Source organism: Achromobacter kerstersii (assembly GCF_902859595.1).
GTDB lineage: Bacteria > Pseudomonadota > Gammaproteobacteria > Burkholderiales > Burkholderiaceae_B > Achromobacter > Achromobacter kerstersii.
Window position 1 is genome coordinate 184,736 of sequence record NZ_CADIJQ010000006.1, and the last position, 20,696, is coordinate 205,431.

Consider the following 20,696-nt stretch of genomic DNA (forward strand, 5'->3'; position numbering starts at 1 on the left):
GCCCGTTGCCTACTGTTAGCAGCGCGCATAGGCACATATCGACATGACCAAAGAATGTTTGCGGGCGGCGTCAGCGCTTGCTTAGAGTCGAGACTTTTCCGCGTCCGACACCTGCCATGCCTGAACTGGACCTGCCCCGCTTGCCTCTGACGCTGGACTATGACGGCGCCTTGGAGGCGCGCTTGTTCGACGACATCCGGCTGGTTGTCGCGCCCAACATTCCTGCCGTGCGTCTGGAGCCACCGCGTGATCTGGCTACGGCCGAAGAGCGCCACGCTGCCGCTGATTACGCCATCTGGAACACGGTGCACGACTTGTTCATCACCCAGGTCGCCGCGCAGGCGATTGCTGGCCCGTTCAAGGAGGACACCGGCTTTCAATTCGCCCTGGCGCGCCAGCTGGGCGACGACGCGGCGCACGCAGAGTTTTCGCTCGGCCGCGCGACGGTGCTGCTAGGCGCATCGCCGCTGGCTGCTGTTGAGCAAGGCGTGCAGGAAGCCTGGGATCTCGTTGGCGGCTTCGCGCTGCGCAATTGGCAGAACTTCCTGGCCTGGCAATTCCATTACGAGCACTACATCCTGGCGCGGCTGTTCGTGAACCGGCGCACGGCACGCGTGCTGGACGCGGGACATCGGGAATTCGGCGAGAACCGCATCCTGCCCGATGAAGAAGCGCACCGCATCCGCATCACGCAATGGTGGCTGGAAAAACTGGCGCGCGCCGACCCCGCACAACGCGAAGACTGGGTCGCAGGGCTGATCCAGGCTGACGAGGACGTGCAGCGCCTGCTGGGCCCCTATCTGCGCGATTCCTGGCAGTTGAACCTGCGCGCCACCGGTCTGGACACCCGCAACCATGTTGCGCTGTATGACGCCTGGCGCCGCGAACTGCTGGCCACGCTGCTGCGCCTGGACCCCGACGAACTTCCCGCTCTGACCAGCCTGGCCGCCTGACACCGCCGGCACTCTCTTCCAAAGAAGGAAACCTTCATGACGCAGCAACTGCCTCCGGGCGGCCATCTCGACCCGCAAGACGAACCGACCAACCCGCTGCGCCGCTGGCTGCTGAGCGCCGGCGCGCTGATGGGCGCGGGTGCGCTGTTTCCCAACGTGATCTTCGCGCCCGCTTATGCCGACACCCAAAGCCTGCCCAACACCGTGGACGGCGCGGCGCGCGGCGGCGTGCTGAACGCCGTGGTCCACCCCGAGCCGCCCACGCTGGCCTTCTACCTGAACTCGTCCACGCCCACCGGCGCCGTGGTCAGCAAGATCTTCGACGGGCTGGTCGAATACGGACCGGACTTGAAGCCGCGCCCGCAACTGGCTGAAAGCTGGGCCGTGTCGGATGACGGCAAGACCATCACGTTCAAGCTGCGCCAAGGCGTCTTGTGGCATGACGGCAAGCCGTTCACGGCGGCCGATGTGAAGTGGTCGGCGGAAGCGGTGTGGTTGAAGCATGCGCCCAGCGCGCGCCGCGTGTTTCAGTACTTGCAGAAGGTGGAAACGCCCGACGACCACACCGTGGTGCTGCACCTGTCGCAACCCACGCCCGTGGCGTTGAACGCCATCGACTCGTTGGGCGCGCCCATTCTGCCGCGCCACCTGTTCGAAGGCACCGACATCCAGAACAACCCCTACAACAACAAGCCGATTGGCACCGGCCCCTTTGTGTTCAAGGAATGGAACCGGGGCAACTACATCGTGCTGGAAAAGAACGACAAGTACTGGCAGCCGGAACGCCCGTACCTGGACCGCATCGTGTGGAAGATCATTCCCGATGTGTCGGGCCGCGCCACGGCGCTGGAGACGGGCGGCGTGGCCTACGGCGAACGCAACCCTGTCGCCTTCACCGATGCCACGCGCCTGTCCAAACTGCCCAAGCTGGCGGTGGACACGTCGGGCTACAACGGCTTTGCCGCCTGGCTGTGGCTGGAAGCGAATCTGCGCGACCCGATTTTGTCGCAGCTGAAAGTGCGCCAGGCCATCGCCCACGCGGTCAACAAGCAAGTGCTGGTGAAGACGGTATGGAACGGCTATGCCGAACCCTTCGTAAGCCCGGTGCCGTCGCTGGTGAAGCCGTATCACAACCCGAACGTGCAGCAGTATCCCTATGACCCGGCGCTGGCGGAAAAGCTGCTGGACGAAGCGGGCTTTCCCCGCAAGGCCGACGGCTGGCGCTTTGCGTTGACGCATGACTACATCCCCTTTGGCGATGACTACCGCCGCACCGGCGAATTCGTGCGTCAGGCGTTGCGCAAGATCGGTATCGACGTCACCTTGCGTGGGCTGGATCTGGCGACGTGGACGCGCAACGTTTTCACCGACTACAACTTCCAGCTGATCAGTTCGTGGGGCACGGTGCTGATCGATCCGCAGCTGGGCGTGGAAACGCGGTACTGGAGCAAGGCCGAAGCGAAAGGCACGCCCTGGTACAACGTGTCGGGCTACAACAACCCCGACATGGACCGCGCGATTGAAGCGGCCCAGGTCGAGACCGATCCGAAAAAGCGCATTGAGCAATACAACGAGGTGCAGCGCCTGGCGCAACGCGACCTGCCGCTGATCGGGCTCTTTGAATTCCGCTGGTTCGGCGTGTGGGACAAGCAGGTGCGCAACGTGACGGACGCGTCCTCACATTCGCGCAACAACTTTGCCAACGTCTGGCTAGGCAAGGCCTGACGGCCGCGGGAACCTCACCATGCGCCTGCCCCGCCCCTTGCGTTACCTGCTTCAGATTCTTTTTGTCGTAGGAGCCACCGCCGTCGCCAATTTCTTCCTGCTCAAGCTGGTGCCGGGGGATCTGGTGGACGTCATCGCCTCTGAAAACAGCGGCATTACGCCGGAACACGTGGCGCAGTTGCGCGTGGCATATGGGCTGGACCAAAGCGTGTGGGCGCAACTGGGCTATTACCTGAAGAGCCTGGCGTCACTGGACCTGGGCTATTCGTTTCGCTATGGCGAGCCGGTGGCCGATCTGATCGCCGGCCGTTTGCCCGCAACGCTGGCGCTGATTGGGACCGGCCTGGCGTTGTCGGTAGCGCTGGGCGTGCTGTTGGGCGTACTGGCCGCCCGGCGCCCCCACGGCGTGCTGGACACCCTGCTGTCGGCCCTGGCCACGGCGGGGTATTCCGCGCCGATGTTCTGGACGGCGCTGATGCTTATCGTAGGCTTTGGCGTGCACCTGAACTGGCTGCCCGTGGGCGGCATCCGCGATGTGGGCGCGGCCTACACCGGCTGGGAAAAGTGGCTGGACTACGCGCGGCACGTGGCGCTGCCGGTGACAACGGTTGCGATCTACTACGTGGCCATCTACGCGCGGCTGTCGCGCGCCTCCATGATTGAAACGCTGCAAGAGGACTACATCCGCACCGCCCGCGCGCGCGGCAACGGCGAAGCGCGGGTGATCTGGCGGCATGCGTTGAAGAACGCCATCCTGCCCGTCATCACCATGCTGGGCTTGCAAAGCAGCGCGTTGCTGGGCGGCAGCATCGTGGTCGAAACCGTGTTCGCGTGGCCGGGCCTGGGCCAGCTGTCGTTCGAAGCCATCGCCAGCCGCGACGTCAATCTGTTGCTGGGCATCCTGCTGATGAGCGCGGCGCTGGTCGCCTTGATGAACATTGCCGTGGATGCCACCTACGGCTTGCTGGACCCTCGGGTAAGAAAGACATGAAGCAGAATCTGCTGGCCGTGCTGCGCCTCTTGCGCGCCCCTTCCGCTGCCGTGGGCGCGGGCATCCTGTTGATCGTGCTGGGCGCTGCCGCAACGGCGTCGTGGCTGTTCCCGGGTGACCCGCTTGAAATGGTCGGCGCGCCCTTTACCTGGCCCGGCGAAGACGTGGAGTTTCCGGCCGGCACCGACCTGATGGGCCGCGACATCCTGGCCGGCCTGTTTCACGGTGCGCGCGTGTCGCTGCTGGTGGGCGGCGCGTCCGCCGCCATCGCGCTTTTCATCGGGCTGATGGTGGGCGCCTTTGCCGGCTATGCGGGGCCGCGCGTCGATGCGGTGCTGATGCGCATCACCGAACTGTTCCAGACGGTGCCGTCCTTCCTGCTGGCGATTGTGCTGGTGGCAATTCTGGGGCCGTCGTTATCCACCATCATCTTCGCGCTGGGCGTGACGTCGTGGACGGGCATCGCGCGCCTGACGCGCGGCGAATTCATCGCGCTGCGTGAACGCGAGTTCGTGCGGGCGGCGCAGACCTTGGGCGCGGGCCATGCGCGCATCATCTTTCTTGAAATTCTGCCCAACGCGTTGCCGCCCATCATCGTGACCACCGCCGTGCTGGTCGCACACGCCATCCTGTCAGAAGCCGGCCTGGCGTTCCTGGGCCTGGGCGACCCCAATGTGGTCAGCTGGGGCAGCATGGTTGGCGCCGGACGCGAGGCGTTGCGCACCGCCTGGTACATGACGGCGCTGCCGGGGTTGACCATCATGGCCACCGTGCTGGCGCTGAACCTGCTGAGCGATGCGGTGAACGACGCGCTCAATCCCAAACTGCGCCGCCATCGGGCCGTTGCGCCCGCCGCCGCGCGCTAGCCCGCCCTGCGAACCATCATGACCACGCTGATCGACATCCAAGGCTTGAACGTGTCCTTTCCCGGGCATCAGGCCGTACGCGGGCTGGACCTGCACATCCATGCTGGCGAAACGCTGGCGCTCGTAGGCGAATCCGGCTGCGGCAAATCCACCACCGCGCTCGCCTTGCTGGGCTTGCTGCCGCGCCATGCGCGCGTCGCTGGCCGTATCGCGTTTAACGGACAGGACCTGTTGGCGCTGACCGAACGCCAGCGCTGCGCCTTGCGCGGCGACCGCATCGCCATGATTTTCCAGGAGCCGATGACAAGCCTGAACCCGGTGCTGACGCTGGGCGAGCAGATTGGCGAGGCACTGCGCCTGCACCGCGGCGCCAGCGCTCGCGCGGCCCGCGCGCGCGCCATCGAATTGCTGGACCTGGTGCGCGTGCCGGAACCGCAGCGCCGCGTGGACGACTATCCGCATCGGCTGTCGGGTGGCCAACGCCAGCGCGCCATGATCGCCGCCGCCATCGCCTGCCAGCCTGCACTGCTGGTGGCGGATGAGCCCACCACGGCGCTGGATGTGACCGTGCAGGCGCAGATTCTGCAATTGCTGGACGACCTGCGCGCCGAGCTTGGCATGGGGCTGCTGCTGATCACCCACGATCTGGCCGTGGTCGGGGAATGGGCGGACCGTGTGGCCGTGATGGTGGGCGGCGAGAAGGTCGAAGAAGGTCCGGCGGCAACACTGCTGAGCCAGCCGCGCCATCCGTACACACAAGGTTTGCTGGGCGCCTCGTTACAGCTGGACGACGCCACCCACTACCGCACGCGCCGCCTGCCGGAAATCCGCACCCGCCTGGACCCGGAGTCTGGGCGGCCGGTGTTTGGCCTGGTCACGCCCCCGCGCGTGGCCGCCGCGGCCAATGACCCCGCGCCGCCCGGCACGCCGCCCTTGCTGCAAGTGGAAAACCTAAGCGTGCAATACGCCACGCGCGAAGGCGCGGCGACGGCGGTGGACGGCGTGTCTTTTCAGCTGGCGCCCGGGGAAACCCTGGGGCTGGTCGGCGAATCCGGCTGCGGAAAATCCACCTTGTCGCGCACGCTGGTGCGCCTGCTGACACCGGCGTCCGGCCGCATCCTGCTGCGTGGCGAAGACACCGCGCAACTGGACCGCCGCCGCCTGGCCGCTTACCGCCAGAGCGTGCAAATGATTTTCCAGGACCCGTATGCGTCGCTGAACCCCCGGCATACGGTGAACGACATTCTGGAAGCGGCGCTGCGCATCCACCGTGTGTCGGACCGGCATGAGCGGCGGCGGCGCATCGACCACATCCTGGATGCCGTGGGCTTGCCACGGGCGGCGCTGGCGCGCTATCCCAGCGAGTTCTCGGGCGGGCAACGACAGCGCATCGGCATCGCCCGGGCGCTGGTGCTGCGGCCGGCCGTTGTCATCTGCGACGAGCCAGTGTCCGCGCTGGACGTGTCCGTGCAGGCACAGATTCTGAATCTGCTGGTGGACCTGAAGGCCGAGTTCCGCTTGTCGTACCTGTTCATTTCGCACGATCTGTCGGTGGTGCACTATCTGGCGGACCGGGTGCTGGTGATGAATGCGGGCCGGATCGTGGAAGAAGGCCCCAACGCCACCCTATGGCGCCACCCCCGCCACCCCTACACGCGCAGCCTGATCGACGCACTGCCCCAGGGCCTGGCGACCCGCGACGACGCGTTGCGCCGCCGCGCCTGAAAGCGAGAGCTGCCTCGTCCTTATGCGGGACTGGATTGCCGATAACGGCGAGCCTATACTGATTTCGCCGTTGCTCGACCTTCGTTGCTCGACATTCCTTTTTCTAAAGGAGAAGCGACATGTATCGGCACTTGCTCATCGCCGTGGATGGCTCCCTGCTGTCCGAATCGGCTTTCAAGCGCGCGCTCGTTTTCGCCAAGGAAATGGGCGCGACCATCACCGTTATCCGCGCCATACCGGAGGACCATCTGCTGGTCTATCAGGCCGAGATGCTGGGCACGACCCAAGCGCACCATACTGACCAGGCGCGGAAAAACGCGCAGAGCTATCTGGAAGGCCTGGAGATGGAAGCCCGCCATGCGTTGGTGCCTTGCAGCACCGTTGTCATGGTCAACGATCACCCGCACGAGGCCATCGTCGAGACTGCGAAAAGCGAAGGCTGCGACCTGATCATCATGGGCTCGCACGGGCGGCACGGCATGACCGGCTTTCTGTTGGGCAGTGAAACGCAGCGCGTGCTGAACAAGACGCGGCTACCGGTGCTGGTGTTCCGGTAGCGCAGCGCAGGCAAAGGTGGCGATGCTAGCGGCGTCCGAGCCGGACGCCGCCACGCCACGCCGGGCCGCGTCAGGCGACAGGCGCCAGCGCGTGTTGGAAGGTGAAGCTGTCGGCGTACAGATGGTCCAGGCTGGCCCCGCGCGCGGCCAGCTGGTGTTTGGCGTCCAGGATCATCGCGGGCGCCCCGCACAGGTAGAAGGCGTGCTCGGACAAGTCGGCGTGGTCTTGCAACACCGCGTCCTGCACATGGCCGCGCCGGCCTTCCCAGCTGGCGCTTGCACGCGACAGCACCGGCACGTAGGTGAATTCGTACAAGCGCCCTGCCCAGCTTGCGATCTCGTCTTGCAGATACAAGTCGGCTTCGGTGCGCATGCCCCAATACAGGCTGACCGGCGGGCAGTCTTCCTTGTCCAGCAAGGATTCCAGAATGGCCTTGATCGGCGCAATGCCGGTGCCCGTGGCCATCATGATGAGCGGACGCCAGTCTTCCTCGTGATAGCTGAACACGCCCAGCGGCGCTTCGATATTCAACGTTGCGCCAGCCTGCGCCTGCCCCAGCCAGTGGTCGGTATACCGGCCGCCGGGAATGCGGCGCACATGGAAATCCAGCAACCCGCTGGCAGGCGCCGACGCCATCGAAAAACTGCGCGTTTCGCCATCGGGCAGCAGCACATTCATGTACTGGCCCGGCACGTAGTCCAGCGCGTCATCGGGCAGCGCCAACGTCAGATGAATGATGTCGTCCGTGTACGCCTCAATGCGGTGCACGGTGGCCGGCAGTTGGCGCGGCTCGGGAAACTGCTGCCGGCTGCTGGCCACGCTGATGCACAAATCACTTTCCGGGCGGGCCTGGCAGGCCAGCGCGTAGCCGTCAGCGGCTTCCTCGGGCGTCAGCGCCATGGGGAATTCGTCGTAGCGCACGGCGCCGGATTCCAGCTTGATGCGGCAGGTGCCGCAGCCGCCGAACGTGCATTCGTGCGGCAGCTTCACCGCCGCGCGCACGGCGGCGTCCAGCACGGATTCGTCCGACTCCACAACGAACGCCTCGTCCGTTTCCAGGATATGCACGCGGTATGCCATCGCGGCCTCGCTCGTTTCGTCGTTATTTTTTGATGTCGGCCTGCACCAGCACTTTCATGCCGCGCGGCTCCAGCAGTTCGGCCAATGCCGCCAAGGCGGCCAGGCCGGCTTGCGTGTCCTGTTCGCCGTTGCCGCCGCTCAAGCCCACGCCGCCGATCACCTCGTCATTCACCACGATCGGAAAGCCGCCGACGAACACCGCGAACTTGCCGTCGAAACTCCATTGGATGCCGAAGGCTTCGTTGCCGGGCAGCGCGGGGCCGTTGGGCGGCGTGTTGAACAGGTGCGTCGAACGCTTGTGCCCCGCTGCGGTAAACGCCTTGTTCCACGCGATCTGCGGGCCGGTGATGCGCGCGCCGTCCATGCGTTCCAACGCGATGGGATAGCCGCCGTCATCCACGATGCAAATGGATTCCAGGACGCCGATAGCTTCCGACTTGGCGATAGCCGCGCGCACCATCAGGCGGGCTTCTTCCAGTTCCAGGCGATAGATCTGCTTCATTTCGTAGCCTCTTTGTTTGCGCGGGTTCAGCCGGCGCGGTAGATGGTTTTGATCTGCGTGTAGAACTCCAGGCCGACGCGTCCCGATTCGCGGAACGTGGAGGTGCTGGAATGCTTCAATCCGCCAAACGGCGCGTTGATCAGGTTGCCGGTGGTGGTGCGGTTGATCTTCACCGTGCCCGCCTGAATGTCGCGGGCGAAGCGGTGCGCGTAGCGCGCGTCGGTGGTGGCGATGGCGGCCGACAAGCCGTATTCGGTGTCGTTGGCTTTGGCGATGGCGTCGTCATAGCCGTCGACTTCGATCAGTGCGATCACCGGGCCGAAGATTTCTTCGCGCGCGATGCGCATCTGCTGCGTCACGTCGGTGAACAGCGCGGGCGTCACGTAATAGCCGCGTTCAAAACCGGGGCCGGTGAGCACGTCGCCGCCGCACAGGTGCGTGGCTTCCTGCTTGCCGATGGCGATGTAGCTCAGCACGTTGTCCAGCTGCTTGCGCGTGGCCAGCGGACCCAGGTCGAAATTGCCGTCCAGCCCGTTGCCGATGGTCAGCGTCTTGACGCGCGCGACGAGCTTGTCGGTGAACGCCTGGCGCACGCGGGCGTCGACCAGGACGCGGCTGGTGCCGGTGCAGGCCTGCCCGCTCAACGAGAATCCGCCCTTGACCGCCAGGTCTACCGCCCGGTCAAGATCGGCGTCGGCCAGCACGATCAGCGGGTTCTTGCCGCCCAGCTCCATCTGCGTGCGGGTAGTCAGGCCCGCGCTGCGGTGGATCTGTTCGCCTGCGGCGGTCGAGCCGGTAAACGAAATCGCGCGCACGGCGCGCGCGCTGGTGATGGCCGGGCCAACCGCCGACGCCGGGCCGATCACCAGGTTCAGCACGCCCGCGGGCAAGCCCGCCTGCACGAAGGCCTCGGTCAGCCGGTAGCCGGACAACGGCGCATCCGACGACGGCTTGAACACGACGGTGTTGCCGGCGATCAGCGCGGGCGCGATCTTGCGGGCGGGAATCGAAATGGGGAAGTTCCACGGCGAGATCACGGTGACCACGCCCAGCGGCTCGCGCTGGCTGTAGACGACCATGTCGGGATCATCGTTGACGAAGGTTTCACCGGTGAAAGACTGCCCTTCCACCGCATAGAAACGGATCGTCTGCGCCGAGCGCATCACTTCGTCCTTGGCCAGGTTCAGGCTTTTGCCCTCTTCCCGGGTCAGCTCGCGGGCGAAGGCGTCGGCGTGGTCTTCCAGATATTGGGCCGCGCGAAAGAGGATGGCGGCGCGCTTGGAGATGGGCATGTCGCGCCAGGCGGCGAACGCGGCGTCGGCGGCGGCCACCGCGCGGCCGGCATCTTCGGCGTCGGACAGGGGGAACAAGCCCACCACGTCGGACGTGTCCGCCGGATTGATATTCGGGGCCGTGCGGCCGGTGGCGCTGGGCACCCAGGCGCCGCCGATGTGATTCATGAAGGCCTGCTGCGAAAGATCGTCCACGGGTGCGCTTCCTTTATTGATACGGAGTGGCCGGATTGGTCGTCTGAGATAGCTTATGAACATTGTATACTTTAATCAGTGGGCGACGATCCGTGGAAACCCTGGCTGATGGGTCAGGGGTCACCGCCAGAGATAAGAAAAAGGGCCCCGCAGGGCCCTGTTTGCGTTCCGGTCCGGGTCAACTCCAGATCAGCACGGCGCAAATCGTCGAAACGAACAGCGCCAACAACACTGGCAGCAGTAACGCCCGCACGAGTGACAGCACGTTCACCCGCGCAAACCCCGCCACCGCAATCAGTGACGACCACGCGATCAGCGTGCCGCCGCCCGTCCACACCGCGCCCATCTGGCCCACCGCCGCCAGCGTGGCCGGGTCCACGCCCACCACCGGACCCAGCGCGCCAGACAGCGTGCCGGTGAGCGGCAGGCCGGCGAAACCCGAGCCGTCGATGCCGGTGATCATGCCCACCAGCAGCACGCCAAAGGCCACCAGGAAGTGGTTCTCGGGGATCAGGTGCTGGCCGGCCGAGATGACTTCGAACAGCAGGCCGGGGGCTTGCGCCTGCGGCACGCCCAGGATCTGCGCGGCAGTTTCATTGGCGCCCACGAAGAAGAAGCCCGCAATCGGCAGCACCGACCCCATCGCCTTGAAAGCGAAGACGAAGCCGTCCGTGACGTGTTCGGGGCAGACGTCCAGCATCTTGCGCGGGCCTTCGGCGGCTAGCGTCACGAACATCATCACCACGAAGGCCACGCCGCCCACCAGCGCCGCCGCATCGCCGCCGCGCAAGGCGGGCAGCGACGGAAACATGCGGGGCAATACCATCACCGCAATCACCGCCAGGAACGCTAGCGGCGTCACCACCGCGAAGGTCTTCGACCAGCGCACACGGCGGCGCTCTTCGTCGCTGATGGCGGGGCCGGTAGGCAATGCCGGATCAGCGCCCATGGTGCCGCGCGCCAGCTCGGCCTTGTCAAAGGAACCCGATTGCTCAATGCGCGCCAGGCTGCCGTCTTGCGCGCGGGCCTGCCAGGCGTCCAGCAGCGCGGCGTTGGCGGGCACGATGTGCTTGCGGATCAGCAGGTAGGCCGTCACCAGCGCCACCGCGCCGGTGATCAGCGACAGCACCAGCGCGCGGTCGGCCACCACGGCCGCACTGACCGCCGCGCCCGCCGCCTTGGCGCTGATGCTAGGCGCCACCCCGATCACATAGTCGGACGACAGCGCCATGCCCTGGCCGGCAATGGCAATCGCCATGGCGCCGGCCAGCGGGGGCAGCCCGGCCGCGATGGCGGCGGGCAGCAAAATCGCGGACACCAGCGGCACGGCGGGCGTGGGCCAGAAGAACAGCGAAATCACATAGGTACAGAGCGCGATGATCACGAACGACGAGTGGCCGCCGCGCATTACCCGCCGGAACGGCTGCACCATGCGCACATCCGCCTGCAAGGTCTTCAAGGCGTTGAGCAGGGCGGTCATGAAGGTAATGACCAGGAAGATATTGAAAAGCTCTTTGGCGGCCACGAAGCTGGCCGAGAAGATGCCGATCAGCGCGCTGATCGGATTGCCGGTGATGGCAAGCACCACCAGAAACGTGCCGATTACCGATGGCACAACCACGTTGGCCCGCAAAATCATCGTCAGGATGATGGCGGCCACGCTGATCAGATACATCCAGTGAGCAGCGTTGAGCACGACGTCCGCTTGCATGCGCGATTCCCCTTGTGACGTGGCTGTTAGGTCGCCACAATCGGTATACTATATTTCGTTGTAAGCCATACCAACCGAAATATGCAGCGCCTAGGGAAACCGATAATTCTGAAAAACCCATGAATAAGCGCCGAAAATCAAGGGATTACCCTAGGCTCTACGACGCATTCGGGTATCAGCCACTTAGGCCTATTTGACTATCGTATACAAAAAGGAACATAGCCCTAGATGCTATCCACCCTGACGTTCCCGGATGCCTGGCACTACGCCGCCATGGCGGTGGTGGTGTTCGGCGCCGCCGTGGCGCAAGGCGTGGGCGGCATCGGCTTTGCGATGTTTGCCGCGCCTGTGGCGGCGATGTTCTTTCCGCAGCTGGCGCCCGGCCCGTTGTTGACGCTTGGCGGCTTCATCTCGTTATTGACCGCGCTGCGCGAACGCGCCTTCATCGACTGGTCCGCCGTGTCCTATGCGCTGGCCGGCCGCGCGGTCGGCACGCTGATCGCCATCTACGCCATGGCGCGCTTCGCCCCGCAAACGCTGGGCGTGCTGTTCGCCTGCATGATCCTGGCCGCAGTGGGCTTAAGCGTGGCGGGCTTGCGCTTTACGGCCACGCCGGGCCGCGTGTCGGGCGCGGGAGTGGCCTCGGGCATCATGGGCACGATGACCTCTGTAGGCGCGCCGCCCATCGCCATCGTGCTTCAACACACCGCGCCCCCGCAGCTGCGCGCCACCTTGGGCGTGGTGTTGTTCCTGGGGTCGATTTTCTCGCTGGCGATGCTGGCGCTGGCTGATCGCTATACGGGTTACCACGCAGGGCTGGCGCTGAGCCTTGCGCCCTTTCTGCTGGCCGGTTTTGCGGTCTCCAACCGGTTGCGCACCCTGTTGCCACCGCATGCCGTGCGCAGCGTTTTGCTCGCGGCTTGCGCGCTGGGCGCGATAGGCGTGTTGGCCAAAGCGTTCTGGGGTGCTTGATTTGCGTCGCTTCCGAACCTGCATTCGGCTACACCCGGTAATACAATGGAGAATGTATCCATTAATCCAACCATGCTCGCCATGACCACTTCGCCTGTCAGCACCCAAGCCGTAGAGACGCAGTCTTCCGCACCGCTGAAGATCGGCGAGCAGCACCCCCAGTTGTTCGCCGTCATTCGCGACAAGCTGCGCGAACGCATTCTTAGCGGCGAATTCACCCCCGGTGACCGCCTGGTGGAAGGCCGCTTATCCGAAGAGATGGGCGTGTCGCGCATTCCCGTGCGCGAGGCGCTGCGCGCGCTGGCCGCTGAAGGGCTCGTCACCATCGAGCCGCGCCGCGGCGCATCGGTATCGGTGCTGTCCGACGCCATTGCCTACGACATGGTCGAAGTGCGCGCCACCCTGGAAGGCCTGAACGCGAAACTCGCGGCGCAGCGGCGCGACGCCAAAACCGTTGAACGCCTGCAAGCGTTCCTGCGCGAAGGCACGGAAGCCGCCCGCAGCGAACAGCTGGACAAGTTCCTGGCGCTGAATTCGCAGTTCCACGAAATGCTGGCCACGATTGGCGGCAACGTGGTGCTGACCGATCTGATGCGTTCGCTGCGTGACCGCACGGCGCTGCTGTTCGCCCCCAGCAACATGCATCGCGCCAAGGCGAACTGGGACGAGCACTCGCAGATTCTGAACGCCGTCATCGCCGGCAATGGCGACCTGGCCGCGCTGCTGGCCAGCCAGCATGTACACAACGCCGCCAAGGCGTATACCGACGCGCAGCAACACGGGTCGGCGGACTAAAAAAGGCGCAAAGAGAAGAGGGGGCCGCAAGGCCCCCGTCTTTTCATTTGGGTCGTTTCATTTGCGTCTTGTCATCTGCGTCGTGTCATCTGGCGTCTTTTCATTTTCGTCTTGTCGTCGCGCGTCTAATCACGCCGCGTCGTTTCAAGTCGCCGCTTCGACCGGATCGGACGCCGCGTCCACCACCACGCCCTTGCCGTTCTGCACCACCCACGACACCTTCACGTCGCCGTTCACGAAGGTCTGACACGCCATGCGGTAGCCGGCCTCGAAGTCCTCGGGCCGCAAGTGCTTGCGCTCTTTGGGTTTGATGGCGTCGGTGTGTTCCAGCCCTTCTTCAATGCGGCACTTGCACGTGCCGCACAGGCCGCCCCCGCATTTGAACGGGATGCCGCCTTTCTCTTTCAACGAGACGCGCAGCAGATTGCTGTTCTCGGGCGCCGTCGCGACTTTGCCGCCGTTCGAAATAAATGTGATCTGAACCATGATGCTCAATGCTCCGCGACAGCGGCGGCGGGCCGCAGCGTCAAGGTCGATTCCATACTGCCAAAGCGCGTCAGATGCGCGAGCTCCTTGCGGGCCGCCTCCACCGACGAGAACTTCTCCAGGAACTTGGACGGCACGCGGTTCACCACGTAAGGCGGCGTCTCTTCGGTGACGATCAGCCGGGTATCGCCATGCAGGTGCGCAATGCGAAAGACCGCCAGCGCGCGCCCGTAGAACACGTAGTCATAGGTCTCGATGATGTCCACCTCGTCGCCGACTTCGGTGCGGAACACGCCGGGCTTGGTCGTCAAAATCACGTATGCGGAATCCATGGCCGTCATGCCTCCACGTCCTGAAGCAATTCCACATCGCTGCTCAGCCACAACTGGCACGCCAGCCGATAGCCTTGATCGATACGATCACCCAGCTGCTTCTTTTCTTTCCAGTTCACCGGCGGCAGATGCTCCGCCCCCGCCAGCACGCGGCACGCGCACTTCGCGCACTTGCCCATGCCGCATTCGTAGCGCAGATGCGGATACGGAAATTGCTTGATGCCGGCCCGCACCACCAGATTGGTGTTGTCCTTCACCTCGTCGGTGTAGGTCTGGCCGCCTTTATGAAATACAACGGTAGGCATGAGTCTGTCGTCCAGGAACTGCGGGCCGGCTGCCCGGCATACACCGTGCAACCGGCGGGTATCAGCCAGCCAGGCAATCAGGCGGCCAGGCCCAGCTCGGGCAGCTTGATGTCGCGTTGCACGTAATCCGTGTAAAGCGCCGTGGTGTACAGCAGCCGCATCTGCGCGCCGATTTCGCAGATCTTCAGGCAGCGCTGCTGAAGCTCCACCGTATTGGCATGCTCCAGCACAATCTGATAGCCGCGTTCGCCGTGGATCTCGTCCGACACGATGTGCAGATCAAAGAACTCCACCTCTTCATCCGTGAAGCCGTACTTCTCGCGCAGCGTCGGCGTCTGCTTGCGGTAGATCGACGGCACCTGCGATTCCAGCCCCACCACCAAACCCGCCACCGCCACGATGGGGTCCTCGCGCATGGCCACGGCGTAACACCAGCTTTGCAGGGCGCGCGTAGTGGGCGACATGTTGTCCGGATTCGTCACCCGTTCGCGGGTGGTGCCGCAGGCTTCGGCAAAGCGGATCAACAGATCGGTATGGCGGTCGCCGCCGATTTCCTCTTCATACATATTGGCCAGCAGGAAGTCCTTGGCCTCGGTATAGGTGTCGGGCGTGCGGGCGTACAGATAGCCCAGGTAGTCCGCGAAGGGGCCGACGTAGTGATAGTGGTTTTCCGCCCAGCGCTGCAAATGCTCGCGGCTCAGCTTGCCTTCCGCCCAGGCAATGGAAAAGGGCGACGCATTCGCGCTCTTGCCCTTGATCGCGTTTTCCAACGCGGTGCGGAATTCATCTCGGTTCATCAGTTCTGCCATGACACGCTCCAGTCCAGTGGGAGAGATTCCAGGCTGGCTCAGCCCGGCCATGAAGAACATTGTATACCGTCTACCGTTTCAAACTGCTAGGGCAATCCCGAAGACGCACAATCTAAACAGGGTCAGACCGTTGCATATCAATGACTTGCCGCGTAGCAGCCAGACGCGGGGCAGGGTTTACGAGCAGGGCCTCGCCGAGTACAATGAATACATTATCAATGCAATACGGAAATACCATGACTACCCGCCATCCTCTGGGAGACGCCCCGATCGGCCAGCAACTGTTGAGCCACTACGCCCGCCGCGACGCGGTGCGCCACGCGACGCCCCTGTTCCCGTCGTCCTGGGCCGAACTCTTCGCCCCGTTCCGCGCCGCCCGCCTGCAACCGCTGCGCGCAGCCGCCCCCGCAGTCCGTCGCAACGACGACGAACCGATCTGCCAAGCGTGATCAATCGGAATCAGCCGGGGCGAGCGCCCCGGCTACATCGCCCCCCGCCTAACGGCGGGCGCGCAAGCTGGCCCGCATCCGGGCATTCAGCAATTCAGCTTTCTGCTGCCGCCGCTCTTTACCCAGCGTCAGCATCAACACCACCACAAACCCCACCGTGTAAGCCAGCACGTCCCACCAGTCGGGCACGCTGCCCAACACCACGCGCAACACCGGCTGCTCCAGCTGCCACCCGTACACGCGCGCCAGATACTGGCCAAACTCCACCGCATACCCCGTCAGCAACGCCGCCACCGCCAGCGTCATCACGCGCGCCCGGATAAAGGTGCGATACACCAGATACGCCCACCCCACGGCGATCACATCCCCCAAAAACCCACGCAAGAACGGATAGGGCGCGCCATACAGGGCAATCAGCGCCAGCAGCGCGGTCACGGCAAGCAGGGCGGCAAACGCGCGCCCATTGAACGTCAGGGTCATGGCAAACAGTGCATCCAAACAGAGTCCAGCCCGGCAAGCGCCGGGCCACCGCGCAGCGTACTAGAAATCAAGGGAAAACCCGGCAACACCCCCCACCAATTGCGTCACCAAAAGTTATCCCACCTTATCCACCGCCTATCCACCCAAAATCCACCGCCTTACCCACACCCTTATCCACAGCCCCCACAAACAATCCCCCCAAAACGCGCAGCGAACACCCAGCGCAAGGCACCCTCATAAGCCAAAAAAGGCCGCCCGCGCGGCCGACTTTGGCGTCCCCGCAAACTCTTCCCCACCCAGCGAGTCCTGCCCAAAAACGCCAAGCACACCCCCCGCCCCAGAGCCCGCAAAGTTTCCAGCAACGCAGCCTGGGGCGTGGGGGGCAGGGGGTGCGCGGGGAGTCGATGCGCCCGAGGGAATCTGAAGGCAGTTGCCGCAGGCAACAACGAAGATGACAACGGGGCAGTCCGGAGCGAAGGCTCCGGACCGCAATCGTTGACCCGCGCACCCCCTGCCCCCCACGCCCCAGGCGGATCAAGAACCCAACCCGCGACCACAACAACAACCCCAACCCCCCACCCAAAACCGCAAACCAAGGCGTACCATACCCCTCACCCCGCCGTAAAAAATCCCCCCCAAAAAAAGACAGACGAGCCAATGCTCCAACCCGTCTCCCCCTCCGCGGACCTTCCCGCCGCCCCCCCTGCCGCCCCGGCAGAACCCCTGACCGTCAGCACCCTCTCCCCCTTATCCTTCCCCGCCTTCCGCATCATCTGGATCGCGAACCTGTTCGCCAATCTAGGCACCTGGGCGCAATCCGTCGCCGCCGCCTGGATCATCACCACCGAACAGAGCAGCCCCCTGATGGTCGCCATGATCCAGGTCGCCGCCGCCTTCCCGCTGGTCGCGCTATCCATCCTGACCGGCGTGCTCGCCGACAACTACGACCGCCGCAAAGTCATGCTGACCGGCATGCTGCTGGAACTGTCCGGCGGCGTCTTCATCACCATCCTGGCGTTCGCCGGCCTCCTGCACCCCATCACCCTCATCGCCTCCGTCTTCTGCATCGCCATCGGCAGCGCCATCGTCACCCCCGCCTGGCAAGCCGCCGTCGGCGAACAGGTGCCGCGCGCCCACGTCGGCAGCGCCGTCCTGCTCAACAGCGTCAACTACAACGTTGCGCGCGCCGTCGGCCCCGCCATTGGCGGCCTGCTGCTGGGCGCCATGGGCGCCCCCTGGGTCTTCCTGCTGAACTGCTTCTGCTACGGCGGCCTGATCTGGGCCATCTGGCGATGGAAGCGAGACCTGCCTGAACGCCGCCTGCCGCCCGAAGGCCTGTTCGAAGGCGTCGTCGCCGCCCTGCGCTACACCCAGCACTCCACCGTCACGCGCGTCGTCATGCTGCGCTCGTTCGCCTTCGGCCTGTCGGCCAGCGCCCTGTGGGCACTGCTGCCGCTACTGGCGCACGACCAGGAAGACGGCAGCGCCTTGCTCTACGGCTACATGCTGGGCGCGCTTGGCCTGGGCGCCATCCTGGGCAGCGCCTTCGTGCGCCGCGTGCAGGCAGCATGGGGCTCGGGCGGACTTGTCACCGTCGCCGCCGGGCTGCTGGCCGTGTGCTTGCTGGCGCTGGGCCTGACCGGCAGCCTGTGGGTCGCCTTTCCCGCGCTGCTGGTGTCAGGCAGCTGCTGGATCGGCGTGCTGGCCACCTACAACACCACCGTCCAGATGCTCGTGCCCGACTGGGTCAAGGCCCGCGCGCTGGCGCTCTACCAGACCGCCATCTTCGGCGGCCTGGCCGCGGGCTCATTCATGTGGGGCCACTTCGCCGGCACCATGGGCGTATCCGGCGCGCTGGTCACCGCCGGCATCATGCTGGGCATTACCGTTGCCCTGCTGTACCGCTCCCGCCTGCCCGAACACGTCGACACCCAATCGCTCGCCCGGGTCGACAGCACCGAACCGGCGCTGGCTGCCGCCGGCTTCAACACGCAACATGGCTCCGTGCTGGTCGCCGTGGAATACCTGATCGAACGCGACAAACTGCCGGCGCTGCTCAGCGCCGCGCATCCGCTGCGATTACTGCGCCTGCGCAACGGCGCGCAGCAATGGCAGCTGTTCCGCGACCTGGAACGCGAGGGCGTCTGGCGCGAAGTCTTCCTCGTGGAAAGCTGGATGCAATACCTGCGCATGCTCGACCGCCTGACGCTGGCCGACAAGATGGTGCTGGACGAAGTCCGCGCGCTGCACAGCGGCGACAAACCGCCCGTGGTATCGCGCAATGTCAGTTATCTGGCCATGAACGAAGCGCAAGGCTTCTCACTGCGCCGAGACCCCGAATCCCTATGACCCGCGAGGCCCGTCGATGCTTACCTCTCTTTGGCGCACATGGCGGGCCGCGCGGCACGGCGGGCCTCAGCTGGATGTCATCCTGGCGAACGCCAACCCCGACGCCCCCTTAGCCGAACGCAACCTGTGGATGGTGGACCTGTGCCGCTGGCTCGACCGCCCGGGGCGGCCGGCACGCACACCCGCCACCGACGCCACCACCAGCGCCACCCCCGACGCCCCCATCCGCCACCCCCAGCACGCGCGCCTGCGCTACGTGCTGCAAGTGCTGGAAAACAATCCCGAGCGCGCCGCGCCCGTCGCCGCCACGCTGCGCTCGCTAGTGGCCGACAACGATCCCACCTCGTTGCTCTGCGACACCGGTGTGGCTTCACACCCTGGCTTCTGGGGCGAATTCTGGGAACGCGCGCAGGCGCGCCTGTTGCCGCCGCCGCCCAACCGCAGCGACATGTTCGGCCTGTTCTCGCTGATCTTCCGCCGCGCCGGCGACGCGCAATGGATCGAGACGCTGGACGACGACACGCTCGCCCGCATGCGCGCACTGTTTCGCATCAGCGACGGCGTGGCGCGGCCCGACCCCATCGCGCCCGAACCGCCCACCCCGCGGCTCACGCAAGCACTAACCAGCAGCATCCAGGTGCTGGTCAGCCAGGTGCGCGCCACGGGTCTGAGCCAAGACATCCGCTCGCGCCTGCCCGGCCGCGTGCAGGACACGCCTTTCTTTGCGCTGGCCGCCGCCGCGGCTGAACTGTGCGACAGCACCGCCGACACCCCCCGCGACGTGTTCGGCCGCCGCCTGAACATGTTCCGCGCCTTGCTTGATGGCTGCCGCGCAGCCTCGCAAGGCGTCTACGACGAGCTGGAAGAAAACGGCGTATCCGTCGAAGTCGTGTTCCAGATCGAACGCATGAAACTGCGTCTGGACCGCATCGAACTGCTGCTGAGCGTGTGGGTAGACCCCACGCAGCGCCACAAATATGTGCACCTGACCGCCGAGCTGATCCGCTCAACCCAAGCGCGCAGCAGCATCCGCCATCTGGCCGCGTCCTCGTTTGCGCAGCTGGCGCGCCGCGTGATGGAGCGCACCGCCGAAACCGGCGAGCACTACATCGCGCGCGACGCCACCGAGTACCTGACGATGCTGAAAGCGTCGCTGGGCGGCGGCTTCATCATGGTGTTCACCGTCTACCTGAAATTCTTCATCGTCTCGCTGCATCTGGACAAGTTCATCGAAGGGCTGCTTGCGTCGCTGAACTACGCGGGCGGCTTCCTGGTGATCCACTTCGCCCACTACACGCTGGCCACAAAGCAACCCGCCATGACCGGGCCGGCGCTGGCTCACCGGCTGGATGATGCCTACACGCCGGAAGGGCGCGACGCCTTTCTGGACGACACGCTCGCCATGATCCGGTCCAACGCGGCCGCCATCCTGGGCAACCTGGCCGTAGTGTTTCCGCTGGCGTGGGCCGTGCAATGGGTGGCCGTGAACGCGCTGGACCATCCCTTGATCAGCGCGGAGAAGGCGCAAGAAACGCTGGCCTCGTTTTCCATCTGGGGCGCCACCCCCATCTACGCCGCGGCCACCGGCGTGCTGCTGTGGCTGTCCAGCCTGATCGCCGGATGGGCCGACAACTGGTTTGCGTTGCACCGGGTGCACGACGTGATGGCATACAACCGCCGCGTGCGGCATCTGTTTGGCGAGCGCGGCGCCGTGCGCTGGGCGGGATTCTGGCAACGCAACGTGTCGGGCATCGCGGGCAATGTGTCTCTGGGGCTGATGCTGGGCCTGGGCCCCGCCATCGTGAGCTTCTTTGGCCCGCACGTGGAAGTGCGCCACGTGACGCTCAGCGCGGGGCAGATCGGCACCGCCATCGGCACCTTGGGCTGGGACGTCGTGCGTACGCAAACGTTCTGGATGGCCGTGGCAGGCACCGCCATGACGGGGCTGTTGAACGTGGGCGTAAGTTTCGCGCTGGCGTTCAACGTGGCGCTGCGCTCGCGCAACCTGCGCCGGGGCGATCGCGATTCGCTGTCGGCCGGTGTGCGCCAGCGCATCTGGCAGCGGCCCGCCACGCTGTTCTGGCCCGTCAAACCCCGGCCCGCGCCCGAGCAGTCTTGAAC

20 protein-coding genes are annotated in these 20,696 nt (G+C 65.2%); 11 read left to right on the forward strand and 9 right to left on the reverse strand.

The window, feature by feature from the left end; genetic code table 11:
• Positions 1-116 precede the first annotated feature (116 nt).
• The 6 genes from HV765_RS18815 to HV765_RS18840 all read left to right on the forward strand — a co-directional run bounded on the left by HV765_RS18815 (position 117) and on the right by HV765_RS18840 (position 6,817).
• A complete protein-coding gene (locus tag HV765_RS18815) occupies positions 117-953 on the forward strand; it encodes a hypothetical protein (protein WP_054421164.1) in 837 nt (278 codons plus the stop codon).
• Positions 954-989: 36 nt separating this feature from the next.
• Positions 990-2,678: an ABC transporter substrate-binding protein gene (locus tag HV765_RS18820; protein ID WP_054421163.1), complete on the forward strand. Its 1,689-nt coding sequence runs from the start codon at positions 990-992 to the stop codon at positions 2,676-2,678.
• Positions 2,679-2,697: 19 nt separating this feature from the next.
• Positions 2,698-3,669 carry an ABC transporter permease gene (locus tag HV765_RS18825; protein ID WP_175170599.1) on the forward strand — a complete coding sequence of 324 codons (972 nt, stop codon included), beginning with the start codon at positions 2,698-2,700 and terminating at the stop codon, positions 3,667-3,669.
• Positions 3,666-4,535 (forward strand): ABC transporter permease, encoded by an 870-nt coding sequence (locus tag HV765_RS18830; protein WP_175170600.1) that lies wholly within the window; start codon positions 3,666-3,668, stop codon positions 4,533-4,535. The genes HV765_RS18825 and HV765_RS18830 overlap by 4 nt, the downstream gene beginning before the upstream one ends.
• A gap of 18 nt (positions 4,536-4,553) precedes the next feature.
• Positions 4,554-6,260 carry an ABC transporter ATP-binding protein gene (locus HV765_RS18835; RefSeq protein ID WP_054421161.1) on the forward strand — a complete coding sequence of 569 codons (1,707 nt, stop codon included), beginning with the start codon at positions 4,554-4,556 and terminating at the stop codon, positions 6,258-6,260.
• A 119-nt stretch (positions 6,261-6,379) separates the two neighbouring features.
• Positions 6,380-6,817, forward strand: a complete 438-nt coding sequence (locus HV765_RS18840) for a universal stress protein (protein WP_054421160.1) — start codon at positions 6,380-6,382, stop codon at positions 6,815-6,817.
• A gap of 70 nt (positions 6,818-6,887) precedes the next feature.
• Here the strand turns inward: HV765_RS18840 and HV765_RS18845 are convergent, their stop codons facing one another.
• The 4 genes from HV765_RS18845 to HV765_RS18860 form a co-directional block, all read right to left on the reverse strand.
• Complete coding sequence (locus HV765_RS18845; RefSeq protein ID WP_175170601.1) at positions 6,888-7,898, reverse strand: 2Fe-2S iron-sulfur cluster-binding protein; 1,011 nt, start codon at positions 7,896-7,898, stop codon at positions 6,888-6,890.
• Positions 7,899-7,920: 22 nt separating this feature from the next.
• Entirely contained in the window at positions 7,921-8,400 is a 480-nt protein-coding gene (locus HV765_RS18850) for a GlcG/HbpS family heme-binding protein (protein ID WP_054421158.1), read from the reverse strand.
• Between the two features lie 26 nt (positions 8,401-8,426).
• Positions 8,427-9,860 carry an aldehyde dehydrogenase family protein gene (locus HV765_RS18855; protein WP_054421400.1) on the reverse strand — a complete coding sequence of 478 codons (1,434 nt, stop codon included), beginning with the start codon at positions 9,858-9,860 and terminating at the stop codon, positions 8,427-8,429.
• 205 nt (positions 9,861-10,065) lie between these two features.
• Complete coding sequence (locus HV765_RS18860; RefSeq protein WP_054421157.1) at positions 10,066-11,598, reverse strand: hypothetical protein; 1,533 nt, start codon at positions 11,596-11,598, stop codon at positions 10,066-10,068.
• A 228-nt stretch (positions 11,599-11,826) separates the two neighbouring features.
• Here HV765_RS18860 and HV765_RS18865 point away from each other — a divergent pair, with 228 nt between their 5' ends.
• Positions 11,827-12,570, forward strand: a complete 744-nt coding sequence (locus HV765_RS18865; protein WP_054421156.1) for a sulfite exporter TauE/SafE family protein — start codon at positions 11,827-11,829, stop codon at positions 12,568-12,570.
• Between the two features lie 81 nt (positions 12,571-12,651).
• Positions 12,652-13,365 (forward strand): GntR family transcriptional regulator, encoded by a 714-nt coding sequence (locus HV765_RS18870; RefSeq protein ID WP_175170602.1) that lies wholly within the window; start codon positions 12,652-12,654, stop codon positions 13,363-13,365.
• A 144-nt stretch (positions 13,366-13,509) separates the two neighbouring features.
• On the opposite strand, the gene HV765_RS18875 is transcribed toward HV765_RS18870, so the two are convergent.
• The 4 genes from HV765_RS18875 to HV765_RS18890 form a co-directional block, all read right to left on the reverse strand.
• Positions 13,510-13,860 carry a 2Fe-2S iron-sulfur cluster-binding protein gene (locus HV765_RS18875; protein WP_175170603.1) on the reverse strand — a complete coding sequence of 117 codons (351 nt, stop codon included), beginning with the start codon at positions 13,858-13,860 and terminating at the stop codon, positions 13,510-13,512.
• Complete coding sequence (locus tag HV765_RS18880) at positions 13,857-14,183, reverse strand: ferredoxin (RefSeq protein ID WP_175170604.1); 327 nt, start codon at positions 14,181-14,183, stop codon at positions 13,857-13,859. The genes HV765_RS18875 and HV765_RS18880 overlap by 4 nt, the downstream gene beginning before the upstream one ends.
• A gap of 5 nt (positions 14,184-14,188) precedes the next feature.
• Entirely contained in the window at positions 14,189-14,488 is a 300-nt protein-coding gene (locus HV765_RS18885) for a 2Fe-2S iron-sulfur cluster-binding protein (RefSeq protein WP_054421154.1), read from the reverse strand.
• 77 nt (positions 14,489-14,565) lie between these two features.
• Positions 14,566-15,297 carry an iron-containing redox enzyme family protein gene (locus HV765_RS18890; protein WP_175170605.1) on the reverse strand — a complete coding sequence of 244 codons (732 nt, stop codon included), beginning with the start codon at positions 15,295-15,297 and terminating at the stop codon, positions 14,566-14,568.
• Positions 15,298-15,533: 236 nt separating this feature from the next.
• On the opposite strand from HV765_RS18890, the gene HV765_RS18895 reads away from it, so the two are divergent.
• Positions 15,534-15,746 (forward strand): hypothetical protein, encoded by a 213-nt coding sequence (locus tag HV765_RS18895; protein ID WP_175170606.1) that lies wholly within the window; start codon positions 15,534-15,536, stop codon positions 15,744-15,746.
• 48 nt (positions 15,747-15,794) lie between these two features.
• On the opposite strand, the gene HV765_RS18900 is transcribed toward HV765_RS18895, so the two are convergent.
• The gene (locus HV765_RS18900; RefSeq protein WP_054421397.1) at positions 15,795-16,226 is read right to left on the reverse strand and encodes a ribosomal maturation YjgA family protein; all 432 of its coding nucleotides are present in this window, start codon (positions 16,224-16,226) and stop codon (positions 15,795-15,797) included.
• A 657-nt stretch (positions 16,227-16,883) separates the two neighbouring features.
• Here HV765_RS18900 and HV765_RS18905 point away from each other — a divergent pair.
• Positions 16,884-18,575 carry an MFS transporter gene (locus tag HV765_RS18905; RefSeq protein WP_175170607.1) on the forward strand — a complete coding sequence of 564 codons (1,692 nt, stop codon included), beginning with the start codon at positions 16,884-16,886 and terminating at the stop codon, positions 18,573-18,575.
• A gap of 16 nt (positions 18,576-18,591) precedes the next feature.
• Complete coding sequence (locus HV765_RS18910) at positions 18,592-20,694, forward strand: site-specific recombinase (protein ID WP_175170608.1); 2,103 nt, start codon at positions 18,592-18,594, stop codon at positions 20,692-20,694.
• Positions 20,695-20,696: the final 2 nt, after the last annotated feature.

What these genes read in the sequence shown, in the direction of transcription:
- HV765_RS18815 (WP_054421164.1), top strand. Translation starts at nt 117, where the DNA reads ATGCCTGAACTGGACCTGCCCCGCTTGCCTCTGACGCTGGACTATGAC.
- HV765_RS18820 (WP_054421163.1), top strand. Translation starts at nt 990, where the DNA reads ATGACGCAGCAACTGCCTCCGGGCGGCCATCTCGACCCGCAAGACGAA.
- HV765_RS18825 (WP_175170599.1), top strand. Translation starts at nt 2,698, where the DNA reads ATGCGCCTGCCCCGCCCCTTGCGTTACCTGCTTCAGATTCTTTTTGTC.
- HV765_RS18830 (WP_175170600.1), top strand. Translation starts at nt 3,666, where the DNA reads ATGAAGCAGAATCTGCTGGCCGTGCTGCGCCTCTTGCGCGCCCCTTCC.
- HV765_RS18835 (WP_054421161.1), top strand. Translation starts at nt 4,554, where the DNA reads ATGACCACGCTGATCGACATCCAAGGCTTGAACGTGTCCTTTCCCGGG.
- HV765_RS18840 (WP_054421160.1), top strand. Translation starts at nt 6,380, where the DNA reads ATGTATCGGCACTTGCTCATCGCCGTGGATGGCTCCCTGCTGTCCGAA.
- HV765_RS18845 (WP_175170601.1), bottom strand. Translation starts at nt 7,898, where the DNA reads ATGGCATACCGCGTGCATATCCTGGAAACGGACGAGGCGTTCGTTGTG.
- HV765_RS18850 (WP_054421158.1), bottom strand. Translation starts at nt 8,400, where the DNA reads ATGAAGCAGATCTATCGCCTGGAACTGGAAGAAGCCCGCCTGATGGTG.
- HV765_RS18855 (WP_054421400.1), bottom strand. Translation starts at nt 9,860, where the DNA reads ATGAATCACATCGGCGGCGCCTGGGTGCCCAGCGCCACCGGCCGCACG.
- HV765_RS18860 (WP_054421157.1), bottom strand. Translation starts at nt 11,598, where the DNA reads ATGCAAGCGGACGTCGTGCTCAACGCTGCTCACTGGATGTATCTGATC.
- HV765_RS18865 (WP_054421156.1), top strand. Translation starts at nt 11,827, where the DNA reads ATGCTATCCACCCTGACGTTCCCGGATGCCTGGCACTACGCCGCCATG.
- HV765_RS18870 (WP_175170602.1), top strand. Translation starts at nt 12,652, where the DNA reads ATGACCACTTCGCCTGTCAGCACCCAAGCCGTAGAGACGCAGTCTTCC.
- HV765_RS18880 (WP_175170604.1), bottom strand. Translation starts at nt 14,183, where the DNA reads ATGGATTCCGCATACGTGATTTTGACGACCAAGCCCGGCGTGTTCCGC.
- HV765_RS18885 (WP_054421154.1), bottom strand. Translation starts at nt 14,488, where the DNA reads ATGCCTACCGTTGTATTTCATAAAGGCGGCCAGACCTACACCGACGAG.
- HV765_RS18890 (WP_175170605.1), bottom strand. Translation starts at nt 15,297, where the DNA reads ATGGCAGAACTGATGAACCGAGATGAATTCCGCACCGCGTTGGAAAAC.
- HV765_RS18895 (WP_175170606.1), top strand. Translation starts at nt 15,534, where the DNA reads ATGACTACCCGCCATCCTCTGGGAGACGCCCCGATCGGCCAGCAACTG.
- HV765_RS18900 (WP_054421397.1), bottom strand. Translation starts at nt 16,226, where the DNA reads ATGACCCTGACGTTCAATGGGCGCGCGTTTGCCGCCCTGCTTGCCGTG.
- HV765_RS18905 (WP_175170607.1), top strand. Translation starts at nt 16,884, where the DNA reads ATGCTCCAACCCGTCTCCCCCTCCGCGGACCTTCCCGCCGCCCCCCCT.
- HV765_RS18910 (WP_175170608.1), top strand. Translation starts at nt 18,592, where the DNA reads ATGCTTACCTCTCTTTGGCGCACATGGCGGGCCGCGCGGCACGGCGGG.